Annotated in this window: 11 protein-coding genes and 2 pseudogenes; 11 read left to right on the top strand and 2 right to left on the bottom strand. The window is 56.5% G+C overall.

Going from position 1 to position 17,811, the window contains the following annotated elements; translation table 11 throughout:
• Positions 1-439: 439 nt before the first annotated feature.
• From mobA to hisC, 4 genes and pseudogenes are all read left to right on the top strand, one after another.
• Positions 440-955, top strand: a pseudogene (mobA, locus tag RB620_RS22640) (molybdenum cofactor guanylyltransferase); the annotation flags it as partial.
• Positions 956-1,129: 174 nt separating this feature from the next.
• Positions 1,130-1,648, top strand: a complete 519-nt coding sequence (locus RB620_RS22645) for a GNAT family N-acetyltransferase (RefSeq protein ID WP_308098367.1) — start codon at positions 1,130-1,132, stop codon at positions 1,646-1,648.
• A gap of 27 nt (positions 1,649-1,675) precedes the next feature.
• Complete coding sequence (locus RB620_RS22650; RefSeq protein WP_308098351.1) at positions 1,676-2,146, top strand: VanZ family protein; 471 nt, start codon at positions 1,676-1,678, stop codon at positions 2,144-2,146.
• Positions 2,143-3,204: a histidinol-phosphate transaminase gene (gene hisC / locus RB620_RS22655; RefSeq protein ID WP_308098352.1), complete on the top strand. Its 1,062-nt coding sequence runs from the start codon at positions 2,143-2,145 to the stop codon at positions 3,202-3,204. Before RB620_RS22650 ends, hisC begins: the two co-directional genes overlap by 4 nt.
• Before the next feature lie 256 nt (positions 3,205-3,460).
• Here the strand turns inward: hisC and RB620_RS22660 are convergent, their stop codons facing one another.
• A complete protein-coding gene (locus RB620_RS22660; protein WP_308098354.1) occupies positions 3,461-4,693 on the bottom strand; it encodes a nitrate/nitrite transporter in 1,233 nt (410 codons plus the stop codon).
• Between the two features lie 546 nt (positions 4,694-5,239).
• Positions 5,240-5,803, bottom strand: coding sequence for an ANTAR domain-containing response regulator (locus tag RB620_RS22665; protein WP_308098356.1), 564 nt, complete (start codon positions 5,801-5,803; stop codon positions 5,240-5,242).
• Positions 5,804-6,170: 367 nt separating this feature from the next.
• Here RB620_RS22665 and nirB point away from each other — a divergent pair, with 367 nt between their 5' ends.
• The 7 genes and pseudogenes from nirB to RB620_RS30420 all read left to right on the top strand — a co-directional run bounded on the left by nirB (position 6,171) and on the right by RB620_RS30420 (position 17,642).
• A complete protein-coding gene (gene nirB, locus RB620_RS22670) occupies positions 6,171-8,615 on the top strand; it encodes a nitrite reductase large subunit NirB (protein ID WP_308098358.1) in 2,445 nt (814 codons plus the stop codon).
• A gap of 25 nt (positions 8,616-8,640) precedes the next feature.
• Positions 8,641-8,973, top strand: a complete 333-nt coding sequence (gene nirD / locus RB620_RS22675; RefSeq protein ID WP_308098360.1) for a nitrite reductase small subunit NirD — start codon at positions 8,641-8,643, stop codon at positions 8,971-8,973.
• 35 nt (positions 8,974-9,008) lie between these two features.
• Positions 9,009-9,887, top strand: a complete 879-nt coding sequence (locus tag RB620_RS22680) for a uroporphyrinogen-III synthase (protein ID WP_308098362.1) — start codon at positions 9,009-9,011, stop codon at positions 9,885-9,887.
• Positions 9,888-9,892: 5 nt separating this feature from the next.
• A complete protein-coding gene (cobA, locus tag RB620_RS22685; protein WP_308098363.1) occupies positions 9,893-10,657 on the top strand; it encodes a uroporphyrinogen-III C-methyltransferase in 765 nt (254 codons plus the stop codon).
• 361 nt (positions 10,658-11,018) lie between these two features.
• Positions 11,019-13,703, top strand: a complete 2,685-nt coding sequence (locus RB620_RS22690; RefSeq protein ID WP_308098364.1) for a 3-keto-alpha-glucoside-1,2-lyase-like domain-containing protein — start codon at positions 11,019-11,021, stop codon at positions 13,701-13,703.
• Between the two features lie 15 nt (positions 13,704-13,718).
• Positions 13,719-17,183: pseudogene (locus RB620_RS22695) on the top strand (GH32 C-terminal domain-containing protein); the annotation flags it as partial.
• 39 nt (positions 17,184-17,222) lie between these two features.
• The gene (locus tag RB620_RS30420; RefSeq protein WP_374121450.1) at positions 17,223-17,642 is read left to right on the top strand and encodes an S-layer homology domain-containing protein; all 420 of its coding nucleotides are present in this window, start codon (positions 17,223-17,225) and stop codon (positions 17,640-17,642) included.
• The last annotated feature ends 169 nt before the right edge of the window (positions 17,643-17,811 follow it).

Here is a 17,811-nt window from a genome sequence, read left to right on the forward strand (position 1 = left end):
ATCGCCCGGCATTCCTGCAAAAATACATGATTCTCGCACGAATGAGCTCGCTATTACCAACTTTCCTGCAATTGTGCATCAATTCTATTGAAAAATGGACTTTTCATCTAAAAACTGGCGAAAGATGATGTATAAATGCAGTAATGCCTCAAACGGCGCGGTTATTCCATTCCGATTGATGCAGAAATGCAGGATTTTAGGAACGCAGAAGTCCGGGAATGTAGAAGTCGAGGAAACTCAGAAGTCCAGGAACGCAGAAGTCCGGGAATGTAGAAGTCGAGGAAACGCAGAAGTCCCGAAAACGCAGAAGTCCAGGGAACGCAGAAGTTCAGGAAACGCAAAAGTCCAGGATAGTAGATATGCAGAACTGCGAATGTTCGGTGCAGACATGACTTTTTGTCGGGCGGCGTTCCACATTTCTCGCAAGGAGGGGCGAAGTATGACGGATTCGAAGGATGCAGGCAAGCGTGTGCCGAGCTGCCATGGTCTCATTCTCGCCGGAGGACGGAGCTCGCGCATGGGGCAAGACAAGGCGTTGTTGCCCGTGGAGGGCAAGCCCCTGCTTGCACGGCTGGTCGAAGCGATGAGGGCCGCCGTACCGGGCGACATTGCGGTAGCGGTGGGAACGCCGGAACGGGGAGCGCTCTATCGTGAGCGTCTCGGGCCGCTGTCCGCTGGAATCGCGTTCGTCGCGGATCGGGTCCAGGAAGCTGGACCTGTCGCCGGCATCGCGGCTGGTCTTGCGGCGCTGCCGGAAGGGTATGTCTATACGGTTGCTTGCGATTCGCCGGAGCTGTCAATCCGCTGGCTGGACAGGCTTCGGGCAGAGGCGGACGGCAACGCCGTCGCCGTTGCGGCGCTGGGGGAGCCTCTTCATGCGCTGTACCATACAAGAGCCGTCCGCTTCGCGGAAGAGGCGCTGGCCGAGGGCGATTACCGCCTGATGTCGCTGCTGCGGCGATCAGATGCCGTTCTGCTTGAACTATCGGAGCGGGAGAAGGCGGAGTACGGCTTGTTTAATTTGAATACGCCGGAGCAGTACGAGACTTATCTATCCGGCAGGAATCATATAATGGAAGATAGAAACGAGAATGCGGCGGAAGCGAACGGAAGGCGGAGAATGGCAGCGATGACGGACAAAGAAGAACGTTATGAAGTTGTGGATGCGTCAGAACATGATTTGGCGCGGATCGTGGAAATTTATAATTCGACGATCGCCGGACGGGTGGTCACGGCCGATCTGGAGCCAGTGTCGGTGGAGAGCAAGCGGGCGTGGTTCGATGCCCATTCGCCGGAGGAGCGGCCGATCTGGATCGTTCGATCCAAGGACGACGGCGAAATAGCGGCATGGCTGAGCTTCCAGTCGTTCTACGGCAGACCGGCGTATCGGGCGACGGCGGAGATTAGCATTTATATCGCGGAGGAGCATCGCTCGCAGGGGCTCGGCTCATACTTGATTCAGAAGGCCATCGATGCGAGCCCGAAGCTTGGGCTGACGACGTTGGTCGGATTCATCTTCGGCCATAACGAGCCGAGTCTGGCGCTGCTCGCGAAGTTCGGCTTCCAGCGTTGGGGGTTCCTGCCGAAGGTTGCGGTGCTAGACGGCGTGGAGCGGGATCTCGTCATTGCGGGGCTCCGCCTAACGTAATGCCCGGCGTTGGCGCCAAGAGGGGAGGTGGCCGCGGTCAAGCTGTTTCGCAACGCTTATAGCAGCAACATTTTATTCAACGGTTTTTTATTGCTGTGCACGGTCATTTATACGGCTATCATGTTATTTTTGTTGTTTTATCGGAGCCGCCATGTCTATGACGGGTATGCGTACAATTTGGTGCCGTTCGATACGATCGAGCGCTACGTCGTGTATCGAGACCATTTTAACTTCGATACTTGGTTCAAAAATTTATTCGGCAACGTCGTCTTATTCATTCCGATCGGGGCGTTCCTACCGCTGTTCGACAAACGGTATCGCTCCGGCTTCCGGATGGTGACGGCATGCGTGACGATCATCGCTTGCGTGGAGATCGCGCAGATGCTGCTGCATGTGGGCAGCTTCGATATCGACGATATACTGCTCAATACGGCCGGCGCCTGGCTTGGACTTATGCTGGTGCGGCCGTTCATGAAGGAAGGGAGACTGATCAAGTGAGCAAGTTCTGGAGTCCGCTTGCCGCTTCACTCGTGCCTTACGTACCGGGGGAGCAGCCGAAGGACAAGAAGTATGTGAAGCTGAACACGAACGAAAACCCGTATCCTCCGTCCCCGGCCGCGCTAGAAGCGATGGCGGACGCGGTGAACGGCGACCTTAGGTTATATCCTGATCCGACCGCAGACGAGCTTGTCCGGGCAGCCGCGGATTATTGCGGGTTGTCACCGGCGCAGACGTTCGTCGGCAACGGCTCGGACGAGGTGCTGGCATTCGCTTTCGCGGCGTTCTTCGACCCGGCGAAACCTGTATTGTTCCCGGACATTACGTATAGCTTCTATAAAGTGTACGCGACGCTGTACGGCCTGTCGCCGAAGCTCATTCCGTTAGATGACGAGTTCCATATTCCGCTCGAGCAATTCGCCGGCGAACATGGCGGCATCATCATGCCGAATCCGAACGCGCCGACGGCGCAGCTACTCGCGCTTGAGGAAATTCGGGACTTGCTGGAGCGAAACCCGGACAACGTCGTCATCATCGACGAGGCGTATATCGACTTCGGCGGCGAATCGGCGGCCAGCTTGGTACCTGAATACCCGAATCTGCTGGTCGTGCAGACGTTGTCCAAATCGCGTTCGCTGGCGGGATTGCGCGTTGGACTTGCTTTCGGCTCCGAGGAATTGATCGATGGCTTGAACCGGATCAAAAATTCGTTTAATTCCTACACGATGGACCGGGTCGCGCTGCGCGGCGCGGTGGCGTCGCTTCGGGACGAGGCGTACTTCCGCGAGACGACGGCCAAGGTCGTGGCGACCCGCGAGCGGGTCACGGAGCAAGTGCTGGGGCTGGGCTTCCGGGCGACCGATTCGAAAGCCAATTTCTTGTTCATCTCGCATCCGCGTTTTCCGGCAAGCGAGCTCTTCGCGAAGCTCCGGGAGCGGGGCGTGCTGGTGAGGTACTTTAACTCCCCGCGGATCGACAATTACTTGCGGGTAAGCGTTGGCACCGACGAAGAGATGGACATGTTCCTGGCCGCTCTTAAGGGGATTGTATCGGATTAGACCCATGCGGACATAACGGAGAGAGAAGGCAAAACAACAGCCATGCAAGGCACCCGGATGGGACGGGGCTTTGCATGGCTGTTGGCGTTGCTTGACGGGCGCCGGCGGCGCATCGTCCGCGGGAGTATCGGAAGGCCCTCGCGGAGTCTGCCGCGCGCTAGGCGCCCGCGCGTGAATGGCGGTTGTGTCCTATCGGAGATTCCGCCGCGCAAGAATACTGGACTCCGGTTCGTTCGATGGACCGGATGTCACCGGTTTATTGCGCGATCGTCGTGTCGTCGATGCGCGCTCTGCCGCCTTGGCCGATCCACGTGCGCTTCCAGCTGCCCTGGACGACCGCGATCAAGACGATACATGCGAGCGCGATCCCGCTCAGGATGAGGAAACCAGACGTATACGAGCCAGTCGAAAGCTTCAGATTGCCAAGAATCTTAGGTAAGAAGAACCCGCCGACGCCGCCGGCCGCGCCGACGATGCCCGTCACGATGCCGATCTCCTTCTGGAACCGCTGCGGGACGAGCTGGAATACGGCCCCGTTGCCCATGCCGAGCGCCATCATGGCCACGAAGAGCAGCGCGATCATCATGCCGAGCGGTGGAAGCGATGAGACGCTGGCCAACATGATGCCGACGATTCCATAGAGCACGAAGAGCATCCGCACGCCGCCGAATCGATCCGACAGCCAGCCGCCGACTGGGCGGAAGAAGCTGCCCGCGATGACGCATAACGTTGTGAAGTCCGCCGCGCGGATTGGATCCAGACCATACTGAGTGTTGAAGAAAATTGTCAGGTAGTTCGCCAAGCCGACGAATCCGCCGAAGGTTACGCTGTACATGATGCAGAACATCCAGGCGTCGCGCTGCTTCAGAATCGCACCGTAGTCACGGAGCTTCTTGGGCTCAGGCTGGTTCGGGCTATCCTTGGCGATGATGCTGAACACGATGAAGACGAGGACGATCGGAATTAAGGCAAGGCCAAACACCGCTTGCCAGCTGCCGTAGTGTTCGGCGATGCGATTGGCGAACAGCGTGGCGAATACTGTGCCGCTGTTGCCGGCTCCCGCGATGCCCATCGCGAGTCCTTGATACTGCGGCGGATACCAGCGGCTGGCGAGCGGAAGCGCCACGGCGAAGGAGGCGCCGGCCACGCCCAGCAGCAGAGCCACGACATACAGCTCGGAGAGCGAGTTGACGAATTGCCAGCCGTAGACGAGCGGTACCATCGTGATGATCATGCCGAGCTGACCTGTGCGCTTCTGGCCGATGCGGTCGGCCAGGAAGCCGAAGACGAGCCGCAGAATGGAGCCGCCAAGGATCGGCAAGGCAACCAGGTTCGCCTTCTGGGCGGCATTCATTTCGTATTCGCCCATAATAATGACGGCAAGCGGTCCGAGGAGGACCCAAATCATGAAGCTGACATCGAAATACAGGAACGAGCTAAACAGGGATGGGGAATGGCCGCTTTTCAAAAATCCTTTACGTTGAATCATAGTTACGCATCTCCTCTCCAATATGGAACGCATTTTCTGTCTAACCGCCTAAGAATCTGAAACCTTCCGAGCATGTCGGATGCGTGAATTCTTATTGGCGGCGGAACTTGCCCCGTGCTTTCGAAGCGTCTTTGCTTCGCTAAGCTTTCGGATCGCTCGTCTCCGAGTGGCCGAAGTTGGGGTTTCCTTATTTCTGTTGTAAGTATGCCGATCTGGAAACATAAAAAGCCGCACGCAATCGCAAAGGATTGTTGTGCGGCTTCATTGCCACGGCGGCACGTCATTGTGCACGCTCGAATATGATTGGTGGGACTAACATCCTTCCATGGGCAGCCATCAACTTTGAAAACCTGCCATGGAAGTATTCTCACCACAATAGAATTTATAACTTTCCGAGCACATCGGAAGTACAAATTCTTATTGGCGATAATAGTTACCTCTAAACGCGGTCGCTCCTCTTCGAAGAACCTCGATAGAAGTATTTTCACTTATCTGCATTATAGGATGCAAGTTAGAGTCATGTCAATATATCTAACATAGAAATTTTTACCCGTGGATAAGCTGATAGACTTTCACGATGTTGGCGGCGACTTCCCCGATTCGCTTGCGCTCGTTCATGGCTTGCTTACGTAGGAAGTCATAGGCTTCGTTCTCGGGAATGCCCTTAATCTCGCTTAGCACCGCCTTCGCTTGGTCGATCCACTTGCGCTCTTCCAGACGCAGCATGAGGCTCTCTCTCTCTTCTGCCCATCGCTTGCGCTGCTTCCATCCATGAACGCCGAAGCTAAGCGCGTGGCCCATCTCCGCGGGGCACATGGTAGGGAAGAGCAGTCCGTCAAGCGCATAACCCCATTCGTCCTGCCCAGGCGCTTCCTCATCGAGGAAGCTGTTGAACCAGAAGGTGGGCAGCTTCTTGGTTCTCGCCACCGCATGCTGAAGTTTCAGCATGTCTGCCGCGGGAGCGTGGATCACGACGGCGTCAGCAACCATGACAAGGCCCAGCGCCTCGGCTTCCGTCTTGACGCTGTGCAGCGTCTTGCAGTTGCGTTTGAGGCTGTCCATAGGGGTACCCTTAGCCTTAGGCTCAATGAACAGAATGATTTTCAGCATGCTTGACTCCACCTCTTCATCGCCCGAATCGTCGGTCTTAGGAAATTTGTAAGTAAATATAACACAGCTTATGAGGTCTGTCGATGGTTAGTAAGGGCAGGTTCCGGGTTCGTGGGAGATAAAAAACAAGGAACATAGTTGCTTTAATGTTAGCTTATATGGCAAATGCGGAAAATTGGGTTTGGTTTTTTATTTTATGTGTTAGATATATTGACATAGACGAACTTTCGCAGGTATACTTGCAGTAATTATTTAAGTCGGCACAACGGCGTGTCGCATCCTATTTTGGCAAAGAAGCCTATCTTGTTATGCAAGGCGCATAGCAGGATAGGCTTTTCATGTTTTACGAACGTAGGAGGGGACCACGATGAAGAAACTGGTGATGGTTGGCAACGGCATGGCGGGCGTGTCCTTTGTGGAACAACTGCTCAAGCTCAACCCGAAAAGGTATGAAATTACAATTATCGGCGCCGAGCCGCATCCGAACTACAATCGGATCATGTTATCTTCCGTATTGGCCGGAGACGCGGAGATGAAAGATATTGTTTTGAACGATTGGGATTGGTACAGAGACAACGGCATTTCGCTGCACACTGGCCAGACGGTAACGGGAATCGACACGGAGGCGCGCACGGTCATTACCGACGGAGGCTTCGAATTCCCATATGACGAGCTGGTGCTGGCAACGGGTTCGCTGCCGTTCATGCTGCCGCTGCCGGGCGCGGATAAAAAAGGCGTTATCGCTTTCCGTGATATTAAGGACTGCGAGACGATGATCGAAACGGCCAAATCATACCGCAAGGCAGTTGTCATTGGCGGAGGATTGCTCGGGCTGGAAGCCGCGCGCGGTTTGCTCAACCTTAATATGGAAGTAAGTGTCGTACATGTGACGAATAATCTGATGAACCGACAGCTGGACGAGACGGCCTCCACGATGCTTCGCGATGAGCTGGAGAGCCAAGGCATGAAATTCTTGCTTAATAAGCACTCCGAAAGCATCGTCGGCGGCGATCGCGTAACCGGCCTCAGATTTAAGGACGGAACGGTAGCGGAAGCGGATCTGATCGTCATGGCGGTCGGCATCGTGCCGAACGCCGAGCTGGCGAAGTCCAGCGGCATTCACGTCAAACGCGGCATCGTGGTCGACGATTACATGGGCACGAACGTGCCGAACGTGTACTCGGTCGGCGAATGCGCCGAACACCGCGGCATCTCGTACGGTTTGGTCGCTCCGCTCTACGAGCAAGGCGCCGTGCTCGCGAAGCGGCTTGCGGGCGTAGAGAGCGATGGTTATCAAGGAACGGTACTTTCCGCAAAGCTTAAGGTATCCGGCGTGAACGTGTTCTCCGCAGGCATCTTCCTGGATGAGCCGGGTACGAAGGCGTTGCGGGTTCAGGACGATTTGGACGGCATTTATAAGAAGGTCGTATTCAAGGACGGCAAGGTCATCGGTTCCGTGTTGTTCGGCGATACGTCGGATAGCTCCCGAATTTTCTCCTACATTAGAAGCGGGGAAGATTTTAAAGGCCGGGAGAAGGAAGTATTGTTCGGAGCGTCGGGCGGGAAAGGCACCAGCAACACCGACCTCGTCGCGGCGATGAGCGGCGATGAGATCGTTTGCGGCTGTAACGGCGTCACGAAGGACACGGTTGTGGAGTCCATCATGGAGAAGGGCTGCGTAAGCATTGGCGAGATTAAAGCCTGCACGAAAGCATCCGGTTCCTGCGGAGGATGCAAGCCTCTTATCGAAGCGATTCTAGAGGCGACGGTCGGGGCTGACAACGTGACGGCCGCGAAGGAAGGCATCTGCAGCTGCACAACGCGCTCGCGAGAAGAAGTTGTGGAAGCGATCAAGGACATGAGGCTCATGACGACCAAAGAAGTGATGCACGTGCTGGAGTGGCATAATCCGGAAGGCTGCTCGAAGTGCCGGCCGGCGATCAACTATTACCTCGGCATGATATGGCCGGAGGATCACGAAGATGAGCCTGAATCCCGGTTCGTCAACGAGCGGAACCACGCCAACATTCAGAAGGACGGCACCTTCTCGGTCGTTCCGCGTATTTACGGCGGCGTTACGACGCCGGAGGATCTGAAGCGCATTGCCGACATTGCCCAGAAGTACGAAGTGCCGCTCGTCAAGATTACGGGAGGCCAACGGATCGACTTGCTCGGCGTGAAGAAGGAAGATCTGCCGAACATGTGGAAGGACCTCGATATGCCGTCTGGTTACGCGTACGGCAAAGCGCTGCGTACCGTCAAGACCTGCGTGGGCAATACGTTCTGCCGCTTCGGCACGCAGGATGCGATCAAGATGGGCGTCGATATGGAGAAGAAATTCGAGAGGCTGAGCACGCCTCATAAATTTAAGATGGCCGTATCCGGATGTCCGCGGAACTGCGCGGAGGCGACGATCAAAGATCTCGGCGTCGTCGCGATCGACGGCGGTTGGGAGATTTATGTCGCCGGCAACGGAGGCACGCGCGTAAGGGCGGCCGACTTGCTCGTGAAGGTGAAGACGGAGCAAGAGGTTATGGATTGGACGGCCGCTTACCTGCAATACTACCGGGAAACGGGGAATTGGAACGAGCGTACGAGCGAATGGTCGATACGGATCGGTCTCGATACGATCAAGAACGCGCTTGCGAGCAAGGAAGACCGAGACGCGCTAATCGCCCGGATCGACAAGGCGCTTGCCCTGACGCAAGATCCATGGCAACAAATCATTGAAGACGATGGTCTCCGCAAGGCGTTCGACGCTTTGACCGGACCTGTGAATTCCGAAGCCGCGGCAGCCGGCGAGTCCAAATGAGAGAATAGGTAGGGGGAAGAGAACCATGACGGAATTAATTGTCGCGCATATATCGGAATTCCAGGAGCGCAGAAGCCGCGTTTTGAAGCTCGAAGGGGTCGAAATCGCCGTATTCAAGTTATCGGATGGAAGTCTAAAGGCGATCGAGAACAGCTGTCCGCATAAACAGGGGAAACTGTCGGAGGGAATGGTGTGCGATCATCATGTTTACTGCCCGCTGCATGATTGGAAGATTGACTTGAACGACGGCAAGGTGCAGGCGCCCGACGACGGCTGCGTGACTGCATTCCCGGTTCGGATCGATGAGATTGGCAATGTGTTGCTTTCCGTGAACCTTTCTAACATAAGAGCATCATAGCATCATAGTTAGCGACTGAATGGGGAGGGCTGCAGATGGGGACAGCTCGATTGGAAGGCATAACGGTTGCAGTAACGGGTCCTCGCAAGGCGGAAGAGATTAGCCGCATGATTGCCAAGTTCGGCGGCAAGACGGTCATTCGGCCCGCGCAAGGAACGGTGTTCCTCGACGATACGATCATTGAATCGCAGCTGAGAGATTTGATCGCGAGACCGGCGGATTGGCTTCTGCTGACGACCGGAGTGGGCGCGGAGGCGCTCCTCCAGACGGCGGATCGCCTAGGACTCTCCGATGCGTTCCTGAGCGCGCTTGGCCGCATGAAGGTGGCGGCGCGCGGCTACAAGACGGTGAACGTGCTGCGCAAGCTTGGCATTACGCCCGTCATCCGGGATAACGACGGTACGACGGCAGGCATGCTCGCGGAGATGGAAGACATCGATCTTCGCGGCAAACATGTCGTGCTGCAATTGTACGGAGATCCGGCGCCCAAAATTATCGGCAAGCTTCGCGAGCGCGGCGCGATCTGCGAGGAGCTGCTGCCGTATCGGCATGTGCCTCCGATCGACGATTCCGTCGAACGTTTGATCGAAGAAGCGCTTCGGGGCGAGGTGAACGCGATCGCGTTCACGAGTACGGTGCAAGTGCGCTGCCTCATGAATACGGCGGCGGTGTTAGGCAAGCGGGAGGCGCTTCTCGAGGCGTTCGATAACGGCTTGCTCGCCGTCGCGGTCGGGAAGGTAACAGCTGAAGTGCTGACGGAAGAAGGCGTGGACCGTGTGCTCTATCCGGAAGAAGAGCGCATGGGCAGCATGGTGGTGGCGATATCCAAATACTACGGCAGCATGGCGGGCGGCGAAGAATCGGAAGTAGCCTCGGTGTCCGGCGAATGCTCCGCCGCGGATTCGGGAGCGTGATCGGTATGGGCGGCAAAGGATTTGTATATCTGACCGGCGCGGGGCCGGGAGATCCGAAGCTGATTACGCTTCGGGGCCTTGAGACCATCCGGCTGGCGGATGTTATCATCTACGACAGGCTCGTGTCGGAGGAGTTGCTGAAGGAAGCGAGGGTCGACGCGGCGCTGCTATATGCGGGGAAGGCTTCGGGTCATCATTCGATGGCTCAGGAAGACATTAATGAGCTGATCGCCGTTCATGCCGAGCGGGGGCTGACGGTTACCCGGCTGAAGGGCGGCGATCCGTTCGTCTTCGGAAGAGGCGGCGAGGAAGCAGCTTACCTGGCGGAGAGGGGCATCGGCTTCGAGATCGTGCCCGGCATCTCCTCTTCCATCGCGGCGCCCGCGTACGCGGGCATTCCGGTCACGCATCGGAAGGTTGCCGCTTCGTTCGCGGTCATTACGGGCCACGAGTGCGTGGACAAGACCGGCGCCTCGGTCGACTGGTCATGGGCGGCAGGCGCGGAGACGCTTGTCGTCCTGATGGGATTGCAGCAGCTGCCCCGCATTACCGAGCGTCTGATCGCCAATGGCAAATCGCCGGATACGCCGATCGCGCTCATTCAGAGCGGCTCGCGCGACGAGCAGCGCGTCGTCGTCGGCACGCTGCAGGACATTGGGGCGAATCCGGAGACGGGAGAGCTGTCCAGTCCGGTCTCCATTGTGATCGGCCCCGTCGTGGAGCTGCGAGAGCAGCTTGCTTGGCGAGAAGCCGCAGCGGCGCTTGGGTAATAACGGCGAACAGCGATAATGCATAACGAAAGAGCAGCCATAGACGGCTGCTCTTTTCATTTGCCAGCTCATAAGTAGCTGTACTAAAAAAAATGAAAGTAAACTTCCAAGCAAATTGAAATAAGTATTCCGGCGCCATTTGTTATCCTTGTGCTACAGCAAGGCTGCGAATATGGACTGCAGAGACTAGGCCGTGCACAAGAATTGGACAAAGCACTGCGATGAACCCGGGAGGTGAAGCGTAGCGGAGGCAACGAGTCTAAGCCAACGCAGTTGTTTATTCATGCAATCGCTTACACGGACCGGGGCGAGGTCCGTTTGCAGGGTCATTTTCATTTATGAGGAATTCGGAGGAGCGGATATGAGAACTTATTTGTATGGGGCATGCAAGCTCATTCTGGCGTTAATGATTGCTTTTCCCGTCATGTATCCGGGATATCCGGCTGCCTATGCGGCGGAGCCGGAAAACGACGGGGGCTGGAGTACCAATATGACAGGTTGGGCGAAGAAAGAAGGGGACGATTGGGTCGATGAAGAAGGCGGCAAGCGGCTCGCGTCGCCTGGCAAAAACACGATGATGCTCGCCGAAGGAATGCGGGGCAGCCTTCAATATGAAGCCGATCTGACGCTGAAAAACATGAACGGCCATGTATCGCTTGTATTTCGCGCGAACAGCAACGGCTGGGATTCCTACAAAGTGCAGTTGGAGCCGTCCAAAAACGAAATTCGGCTGGTCGGAGGAGGTCTGTTCCAAACCTATGCGCCCGCTGAAGCGCTGGAGCTGAATAAGGCTTACTCTGTTCGGATCGTTGCGGAAGAATCCCGGATCCAAGTTTTTTTCGGGTCAGCGGATCAGCCGATCTTCGACTTGGAGAACCAGACGTACGGCTCCGGACAGATCGGCATACTTGTCTGGGACAGCGACGTACTGATTCGCAACGCTTACGCCGAAGACATCATTCCCGTAGAGCCGGGATTCCGCACGAATCTGACGGGCTGGAGCTATTCCGGAGACGCCGGCCAGCATAACGATTCGCCGGAAGGTCTCCGGATGTCTTCTGCCGGCAATTATTTTGCGTTGGCCGAGCAGGAAATGGAGCATTTCGTTCTCGATGCGGACGTTTCGTTCGAAGAGGAGCAAGGCTTGGGCTCCATCGTATTCCGATCGGGCGATAACGGCTGGAGCTCCTACATGGTTCAACTGGATCCGGCTGCGGACAAAATCCGGTTGGTTAATGCCAACGATCAAGCGCCGGGGCGGCTGTACTTGGAAGCGGAAGCGGAGATCAGACCGAATACGGCATACCGTATTCGGATAAAGTCTGACGGCAACCGGCTCAGCCTATTCTGGAACGGAAGCGGCGAACCTGTCTTTTCCGTTATTGACAACGCTCACGCGAACGGGCGAATCGGCATGCATGTGTATAACGGGACAGCGATCTTCCAAAACGTAACGGTCCGTCAATTAAACGGGGGCTTTGCCGAGGTTAGCGAAAATCTAGGCGGATGGACGACCAATGAAGACGGGCTGTTAGAGGAAACGGCGGAAGGACTCAAGCTTGCGTCGCAGGGCAATTTCTTCGCAATTTCGGATCGGATTGCCGGAGACTTCGCCTTTGAAGCGGATGTGAGGCTGGATAGCTTCGAAGGCTTGGCGTCCCTTGTCTTTCGGTCGGATCAGAGCGGGTGGCGCTCCTACATGCTTCAAGCCGTAACCGTCGCATCCTCGCCCGGAACCGGCGTTCTGCGGCTGCTGAACGCCGACGACGGAGCCGCGAACCGTCTGTTCGAGGAAGAATCGGTTGCGCTCGCGCCTGCCGGACAGTTTAACCATCTGAAGGTTGTCGCTCGCGGTTCGTCACTTCAGGTTTTCTGGAATGGTGGCGAAGAACCGTTGATAACGGTCACGGATTCGTCCTACGCGAGCGGCCGGCTCGGTCTGCATGTCTATGACGGAAGCGCTGTGTTCCAGCATATTTTTTTGGATGGATTAAGCGAGACCTACCCGGACGTGATTACGAATCTCGAAGGCTGGAGAATCCGCGAGAACGGAACGGTTTCTTCAAGCAAGAACAGTCTCCTTCTTCAATCGGATAGCCATGTCACGGCGCTTGCCGGGACCGCCGGCAGCGATTTCGTATATGAATCGGATCTGACGATCGAGTCGGATGGCGCATCCGGCGGCTTGATCTTGCGTGCCGATTCCGCAGGGCGGCAAGGCTATCTAGTACAGGCGGATCATAAGACGCAGAAGCTTCGGCTGTTTTCTTTGGACGGGGGCAACGGCATGAATTGGCTTGCGGAGGAGCCGATTGATATAGAAGCCGGCCAAACGTATCGTTTGCGCGTCACAGCGGATCAATCGAAGCTGCAAGTGTATTGGAACGGAAAATACGATCCCGTGCTGGAAGCGGTTAGCGGTATGTACGTCTCGGGGTTCCTTGGCCTTCATGCGTATGAAGGGAGCGTCAGATTCCAGAACATTAAGGTTAGCGGAATGTCAACGAATGTGACGGAGTGGCAATCCTATGGCGGATCGTGGAAACCGCACTTGAACGGGTTGCAGGGCACTCAAGAAGGGGAAAGCTTGTCAGCGCGCATGGCCGAAGCTCCTTCGCCGCTTGCGAATACGCGGGATAAGGTTCTGGAAGCCGATCTTATCCTCGACGAGAACACGCCTAACGCTGCGGCCGGGCTGTTGCTTCACGCGAATGAGGACGGAACCGAAGGCTATTTGCTGACGATTGGTCCGGGTAACCGCGTCGCCTTGCAGAAGCGGGAAGGGAATGCATCGACCGTTGTAAGCGCCAGCGACAGCATTCCTCTTGCGCCAGGCAAGCCGCATCATATCGAGATTGTTGCCGAAGGCTCCCGCATAACGGCTTATGTGGACGGATACGAGACGCCTGCCGTCGATGCGAGCGGCTTGAACGCGGAACAAGACAACCGTTCCTTCGGTATTGCGGTGACGGGCGGGACGGCTTATTTCCAGAACGTCTACGCCTATGACCTGAAGTCGTATTACGAGGAATTGTACCGGCCGTAATACCATTATTCGCCGGCTAACGGTTCGGCAAGCGATCCGAACGGGCTTGTCTATTTCAATGGCGAATACCACCTGTTCCATCAGGACGGAGGCCAGTGGGCGCATGCGATCAGCACGGACCTCATCCATTGGAAACGCATGCCGATTGCGCTGAATTGGAATGAGCTGGGGCATATATGGTCAGGTTCGGCCATAGCGGATACGACGAATGCATCCGGGCTGTTCGGCGACTCCGGCGGCCAAGGTCTCATTGCTTATTACACGTCCTACCATCCGGACAAACCCGGGGGCAATCAGAAGGTGGGGATGGCATACAGCAAGGATAACGGGCGCACATGGGCTTATTACGGCGAAGAAGCAATCGTTTCGAATCCGGGAGGGCCGGTTGGCGGCTGGGACTTCCGGGACCCCAAGGTTGTAAGGGACGAGGAGAACGACAGATGGGTGATGGTCGTATCCGGCGGGGACAATATTCATTTCCTGACCTCGACCGATTTGATCCATTGGCAGCGCACCGACCAATTCGGCTTCAATGAGATTGCCGTGGGGGGAGAGTGGCAGGAGGGCGTGTGGGAATGCCCCGATTTTTTCCCGCTTACGGTGGATGGAGGACCGGAGAAGAAATGGGTGCTGATGATCAGCACAGGCGCGAGTCCGAAAACAAAAGGTTCGGAGAGCCGGTATTTCATTGGAGAATTTACGCCGGAAGGCAAATTCGTTAATGACAATCCCGTTCGCACCGTGTTGCGGATGGAGTTCGGCAAAGAAATGTACGCTTCTATGTCCTTCGACAATGCGCCGGACAATCGGCGGATCTTATTGGCTTGGATGACGAACTGGGATTACCCGTTCAGCTTTCCGACTTCCCCGTGGAAAGGCATGATGACGGTGCCGCGCGAGCTGTTCCTTGCGGAAACGGACGAAGGCCTGCGGCTTGCCCAGAAGCCCGTGCGGGAGCTGGAGTCTCTCCGGGGTACCCCTGTTGAGTGGACCAATGAAGAAGTGAACCCGGATACGCCTAACGTATTGGCTGAATTCGCAGGCAGCGCCTACGAGCTTGAAGCGGTTGTCGAGCTTCCCCAATCGGGAGCGGCAGAGGAGTTCGGCTTCAGGGTGCGGGAGGGCGGCGGGCAGGCGACGGCGGTCGGCTATCGGAGCGGCTCGAATACGCTGTTTGTCGATCGCGCGGCTTCGGGCCGCAATGACTTCTCTGACAAATTCACGACGCTGCATGAAGCTAAAGTAAAGCCGGTCAACCGAAGGATCAGCTTGCGGATGCTGGTGGATGAGTCTTCCTTGGAAGTATTCGCCGACGGAGGGAAGGCGGCATTCTCCGATCTGATCTTCCCTGACGGCGCTCGGACAGGTCTCAGCTTCTATACGAAAGCCGGCACCGCGACTCTGGTATCCGTGAAGATCTATCCGTTGGCGAATGTATGGAAGCCTGCGCCGTTGAACGGAGCTCCGGCCTCGGAACTCCGGCTGGACCGGGATTTGCTCGAAATCGGCGTTGGAGACCGCCGCAATGTGTATGGCAGCATTTTGCCTTATACCGACCAGAATTCGAAGCTTGTATGGACATCCGGCAATCCCGCCGTCGCGAGCGTTGCGCGCGCGGCCGACGGCAGCGCGATCGTCGAGGGGCTGTCCGCCAGCTCCGCTACGGTTACGGCGGCCACGGCTGACGGCTCGCTCAGCCGGTCGATGACGGTTACGGTAGGTTCCTTCGCTTCGAATTTGAGAGGCTGGAAGGCTTATCCCGCATCGCAATGGACGCCAACCGCATACGGCATTAGGGGTTCCTATGGCTCTGACGCCAATTATATGTCTGATCGTCTAGCAGCCGACTTTACGTATGAAGCCGACGTCCGCATGTCGACGAAGGGCGCCGGATCGATGTTGTTCCGGGCGAACGCAGACGGATCGGCAGGGTATTATTTTAATATCGATCCTAATATGCGAATGCTCCGATTGTTCTACAGGGCGCCTGGCAAAGGGGATGTCGAGGAACGGCAAGTGCTGGCAAAGGTCCCGATGCTGATCGAAACGGACAGGACGTACCGCGTCAAGATTGAGGCGCATGGGAAAAACATTCGGATTTATTTCGACGACGCGCCGGTGATCGAGCTTGAGGACGACACTTACCATCAAGGCTACTTCGGCTTAAACGTGTTCGACGGTCAAGTGTATTATCAGAATGTGCAGGTAACGGGCGAAACGCCGACCGATACGAAACAATATCGGTTAGTCAATGAACGCGACGGCCGCGTATTGACGGTCGGCAGCCAAGACCATTTCTCCCGGGCGGTCGTAAGCTCTCCTGCGAATGCAGTGCACGAGAAATGGATAACCGTGGGGAGCGCGGGAGAATCGGTAACGATCCGTTCGGCGACGTCGTGGAAATCGCTGGACTGGGATACGGGGCAAAATAGAATCCAGTTGTACCCTTACCTCGGCTATGACAATCAGCGTTGGCTTATTCTGAACCGCGCGGATGGGGCAGTTGCCATCGTATCGGCGAAGGATCCCGGCCAAGCGCTGCAAGCGGAGCCAAGCGGCGAGGTCAAGCTTGCCCCAAGGGACGATGCCGAAGCCGGTCAAGGCTGGCGGATGAAGGGGATTCTGCCTCCGAACGAGCCCGGGGGACAAGACGGAGAGGAGGGCAGCGATGCCGCATACGAATCTAAGGTTCGACAGCTGGCGAACGGCATGCCCGCCGACTTCGCCGTCGTCGATCGGGATTTATCCGCCGATCGCCCCATCCATGTGATCAAGCTGGACTCCGCCAATCTGCAGTCCTTCTTGGAGAAACTTCCGAAGCTGAAGCTCGATCTTCGCATCCAGGAGGAGGGCGATGTTCGGATCACCGGACTGTCCGCCGCGGATGTTCAGAGATTGGCAAAAGCGGGTGCAGAGCTGACCGTGCAAACGCCGGTTGCGACCATTTCTTTTCCTATCGGAAGCATTGACATGGAGGAAGCAATAAGCGCCTTCGGGGAAGCGAAACCAAACGAAATTACCGCTCAGCTCACGATGAAAGAAGCTGATCAATCGCTGGTTAAACAGGCTCAAGAGAAAGCATCCGATTACGGATATGCGCTGCTCAGCCGCCCCTTCGAGGTCGGGATTACATTCGGTTACAAAAGCGTGCAAAGGAACGTGAACTATGATGCGTATATGCAGCTCCGAATAAATCTGCCTGACGGCATAGGCTCCGGCCAGTCTGTGACGGCCGTTGCCATTCAGCCGGACGGAAGGGCGGAACATGTGCCTGCGGTTACGGTAGATGAGGGAGGCGCTCGCTACGCGCTGCTGCATGACAGGATCAATCCTCGCGTTTACGCATTGGCAACGAAGAGGTCGTTTTTCCGAGACACCGCAGGCCATTGGACGGAGGGACTTGCAATCAGCATGGGCGATCGAATGATTATGAATGGCGACGGCCAAGGGGAGTTCAACCCGGATCTGCCCATAACCCGCTCGGAATTTGCCACTGTGTCCTCTCGCGGACTCGGATTGATGTCGCCGGTTGAAGGGACGATCCCGTTCAATGATTCGCCGAGCGCAAAGTGGGATTATTCGACGATCCAAATTGCGGCGCGGTTTGGAATCATGAACGGTTTTGACGACGGCACATTCCGGGGCAATCAGCCCATGACGCGCGAGCAAGGTATCGTGGCCGTCTACCGAGCTCTCGTTCTCATGAAGGGAGACGAGGTTCAGCCGCTGGACGATCATGCGAAGCGCGAAGCCTTATCCGGTTACCAGGATGCTGCGCAATTGTCGGATTGGGCGAAGGATGCCGCGGCTTACCTGATCCATCATGGCATCGTGGCCGGCGACGGCAAAGGCAGGCTAAATTCCGGCGAAACGATGACAAGGGCGGAAGCCGCCGCGTTGATTTACAAGCTGTTGAGAGATAACGGTTGGATTGACTAAAGCGCGATGAAGGACAGGGCATGGGTTGCATGCCTTGTTCTTTTTTTGTGCGCGCGTGCCCAGCTAAGCACGCATCTTCTAGCCGGTGAAAGTCCGGTCGCGGGAGGGGCCAAGCCCCCGCGTAGCTTGGATACTTACGTATGGCGAAATCTGTGCGTAAAAGCGTATC

It is taken from the genome of Paenibacillus sp. LHD-117 (assembly GCF_030929555.1).
Classification (GTDB): Bacteria; Bacillota; Bacilli; order Paenibacillales; family Paenibacillaceae; genus Pristimantibacillus.

Coding starts and splice junctions, on each gene's coding strand:
- RB620_RS30420 (WP_374121450.1), top strand. CDS start 17,223: ATGTCGCCGGTTGAAGGGACGATCCCGTTCAATGATTCGCCGAGCGCA.
- RB620_RS22665 (WP_308098356.1), bottom strand. CDS start 5,803: ATGCTGAAAATCATTCTGTTCATTGAGCCTAAGGCTAAGGGTACCCCT.
- RB620_RS22680 (WP_308098362.1), top strand. CDS start 9,009: ATGGGGACAGCTCGATTGGAAGGCATAACGGTTGCAGTAACGGGTCCT.
- RB620_RS22660 (WP_308098354.1), bottom strand. CDS start 4,693: ATGATTCAACGTAAAGGATTTTTGAAAAGCGGCCATTCCCCATCCCTG.
- cobA (WP_308098363.1), top strand. CDS start 9,893: ATGGGCGGCAAAGGATTTGTATATCTGACCGGCGCGGGGCCGGGAGAT.
- nirB (WP_308098358.1), top strand. CDS start 6,171: ATGAAGAAACTGGTGATGGTTGGCAACGGCATGGCGGGCGTGTCCTTT.
- RB620_RS22690 (WP_308098364.1), top strand. CDS start 11,019: ATGAGAACTTATTTGTATGGGGCATGCAAGCTCATTCTGGCGTTAATG.
- RB620_RS22645 (WP_308098367.1), top strand. CDS start 1,130: ATGACGGACAAAGAAGAACGTTATGAAGTTGTGGATGCGTCAGAACAT.
- nirD (WP_308098360.1), top strand. CDS start 8,641: ATGACGGAATTAATTGTCGCGCATATATCGGAATTCCAGGAGCGCAGA.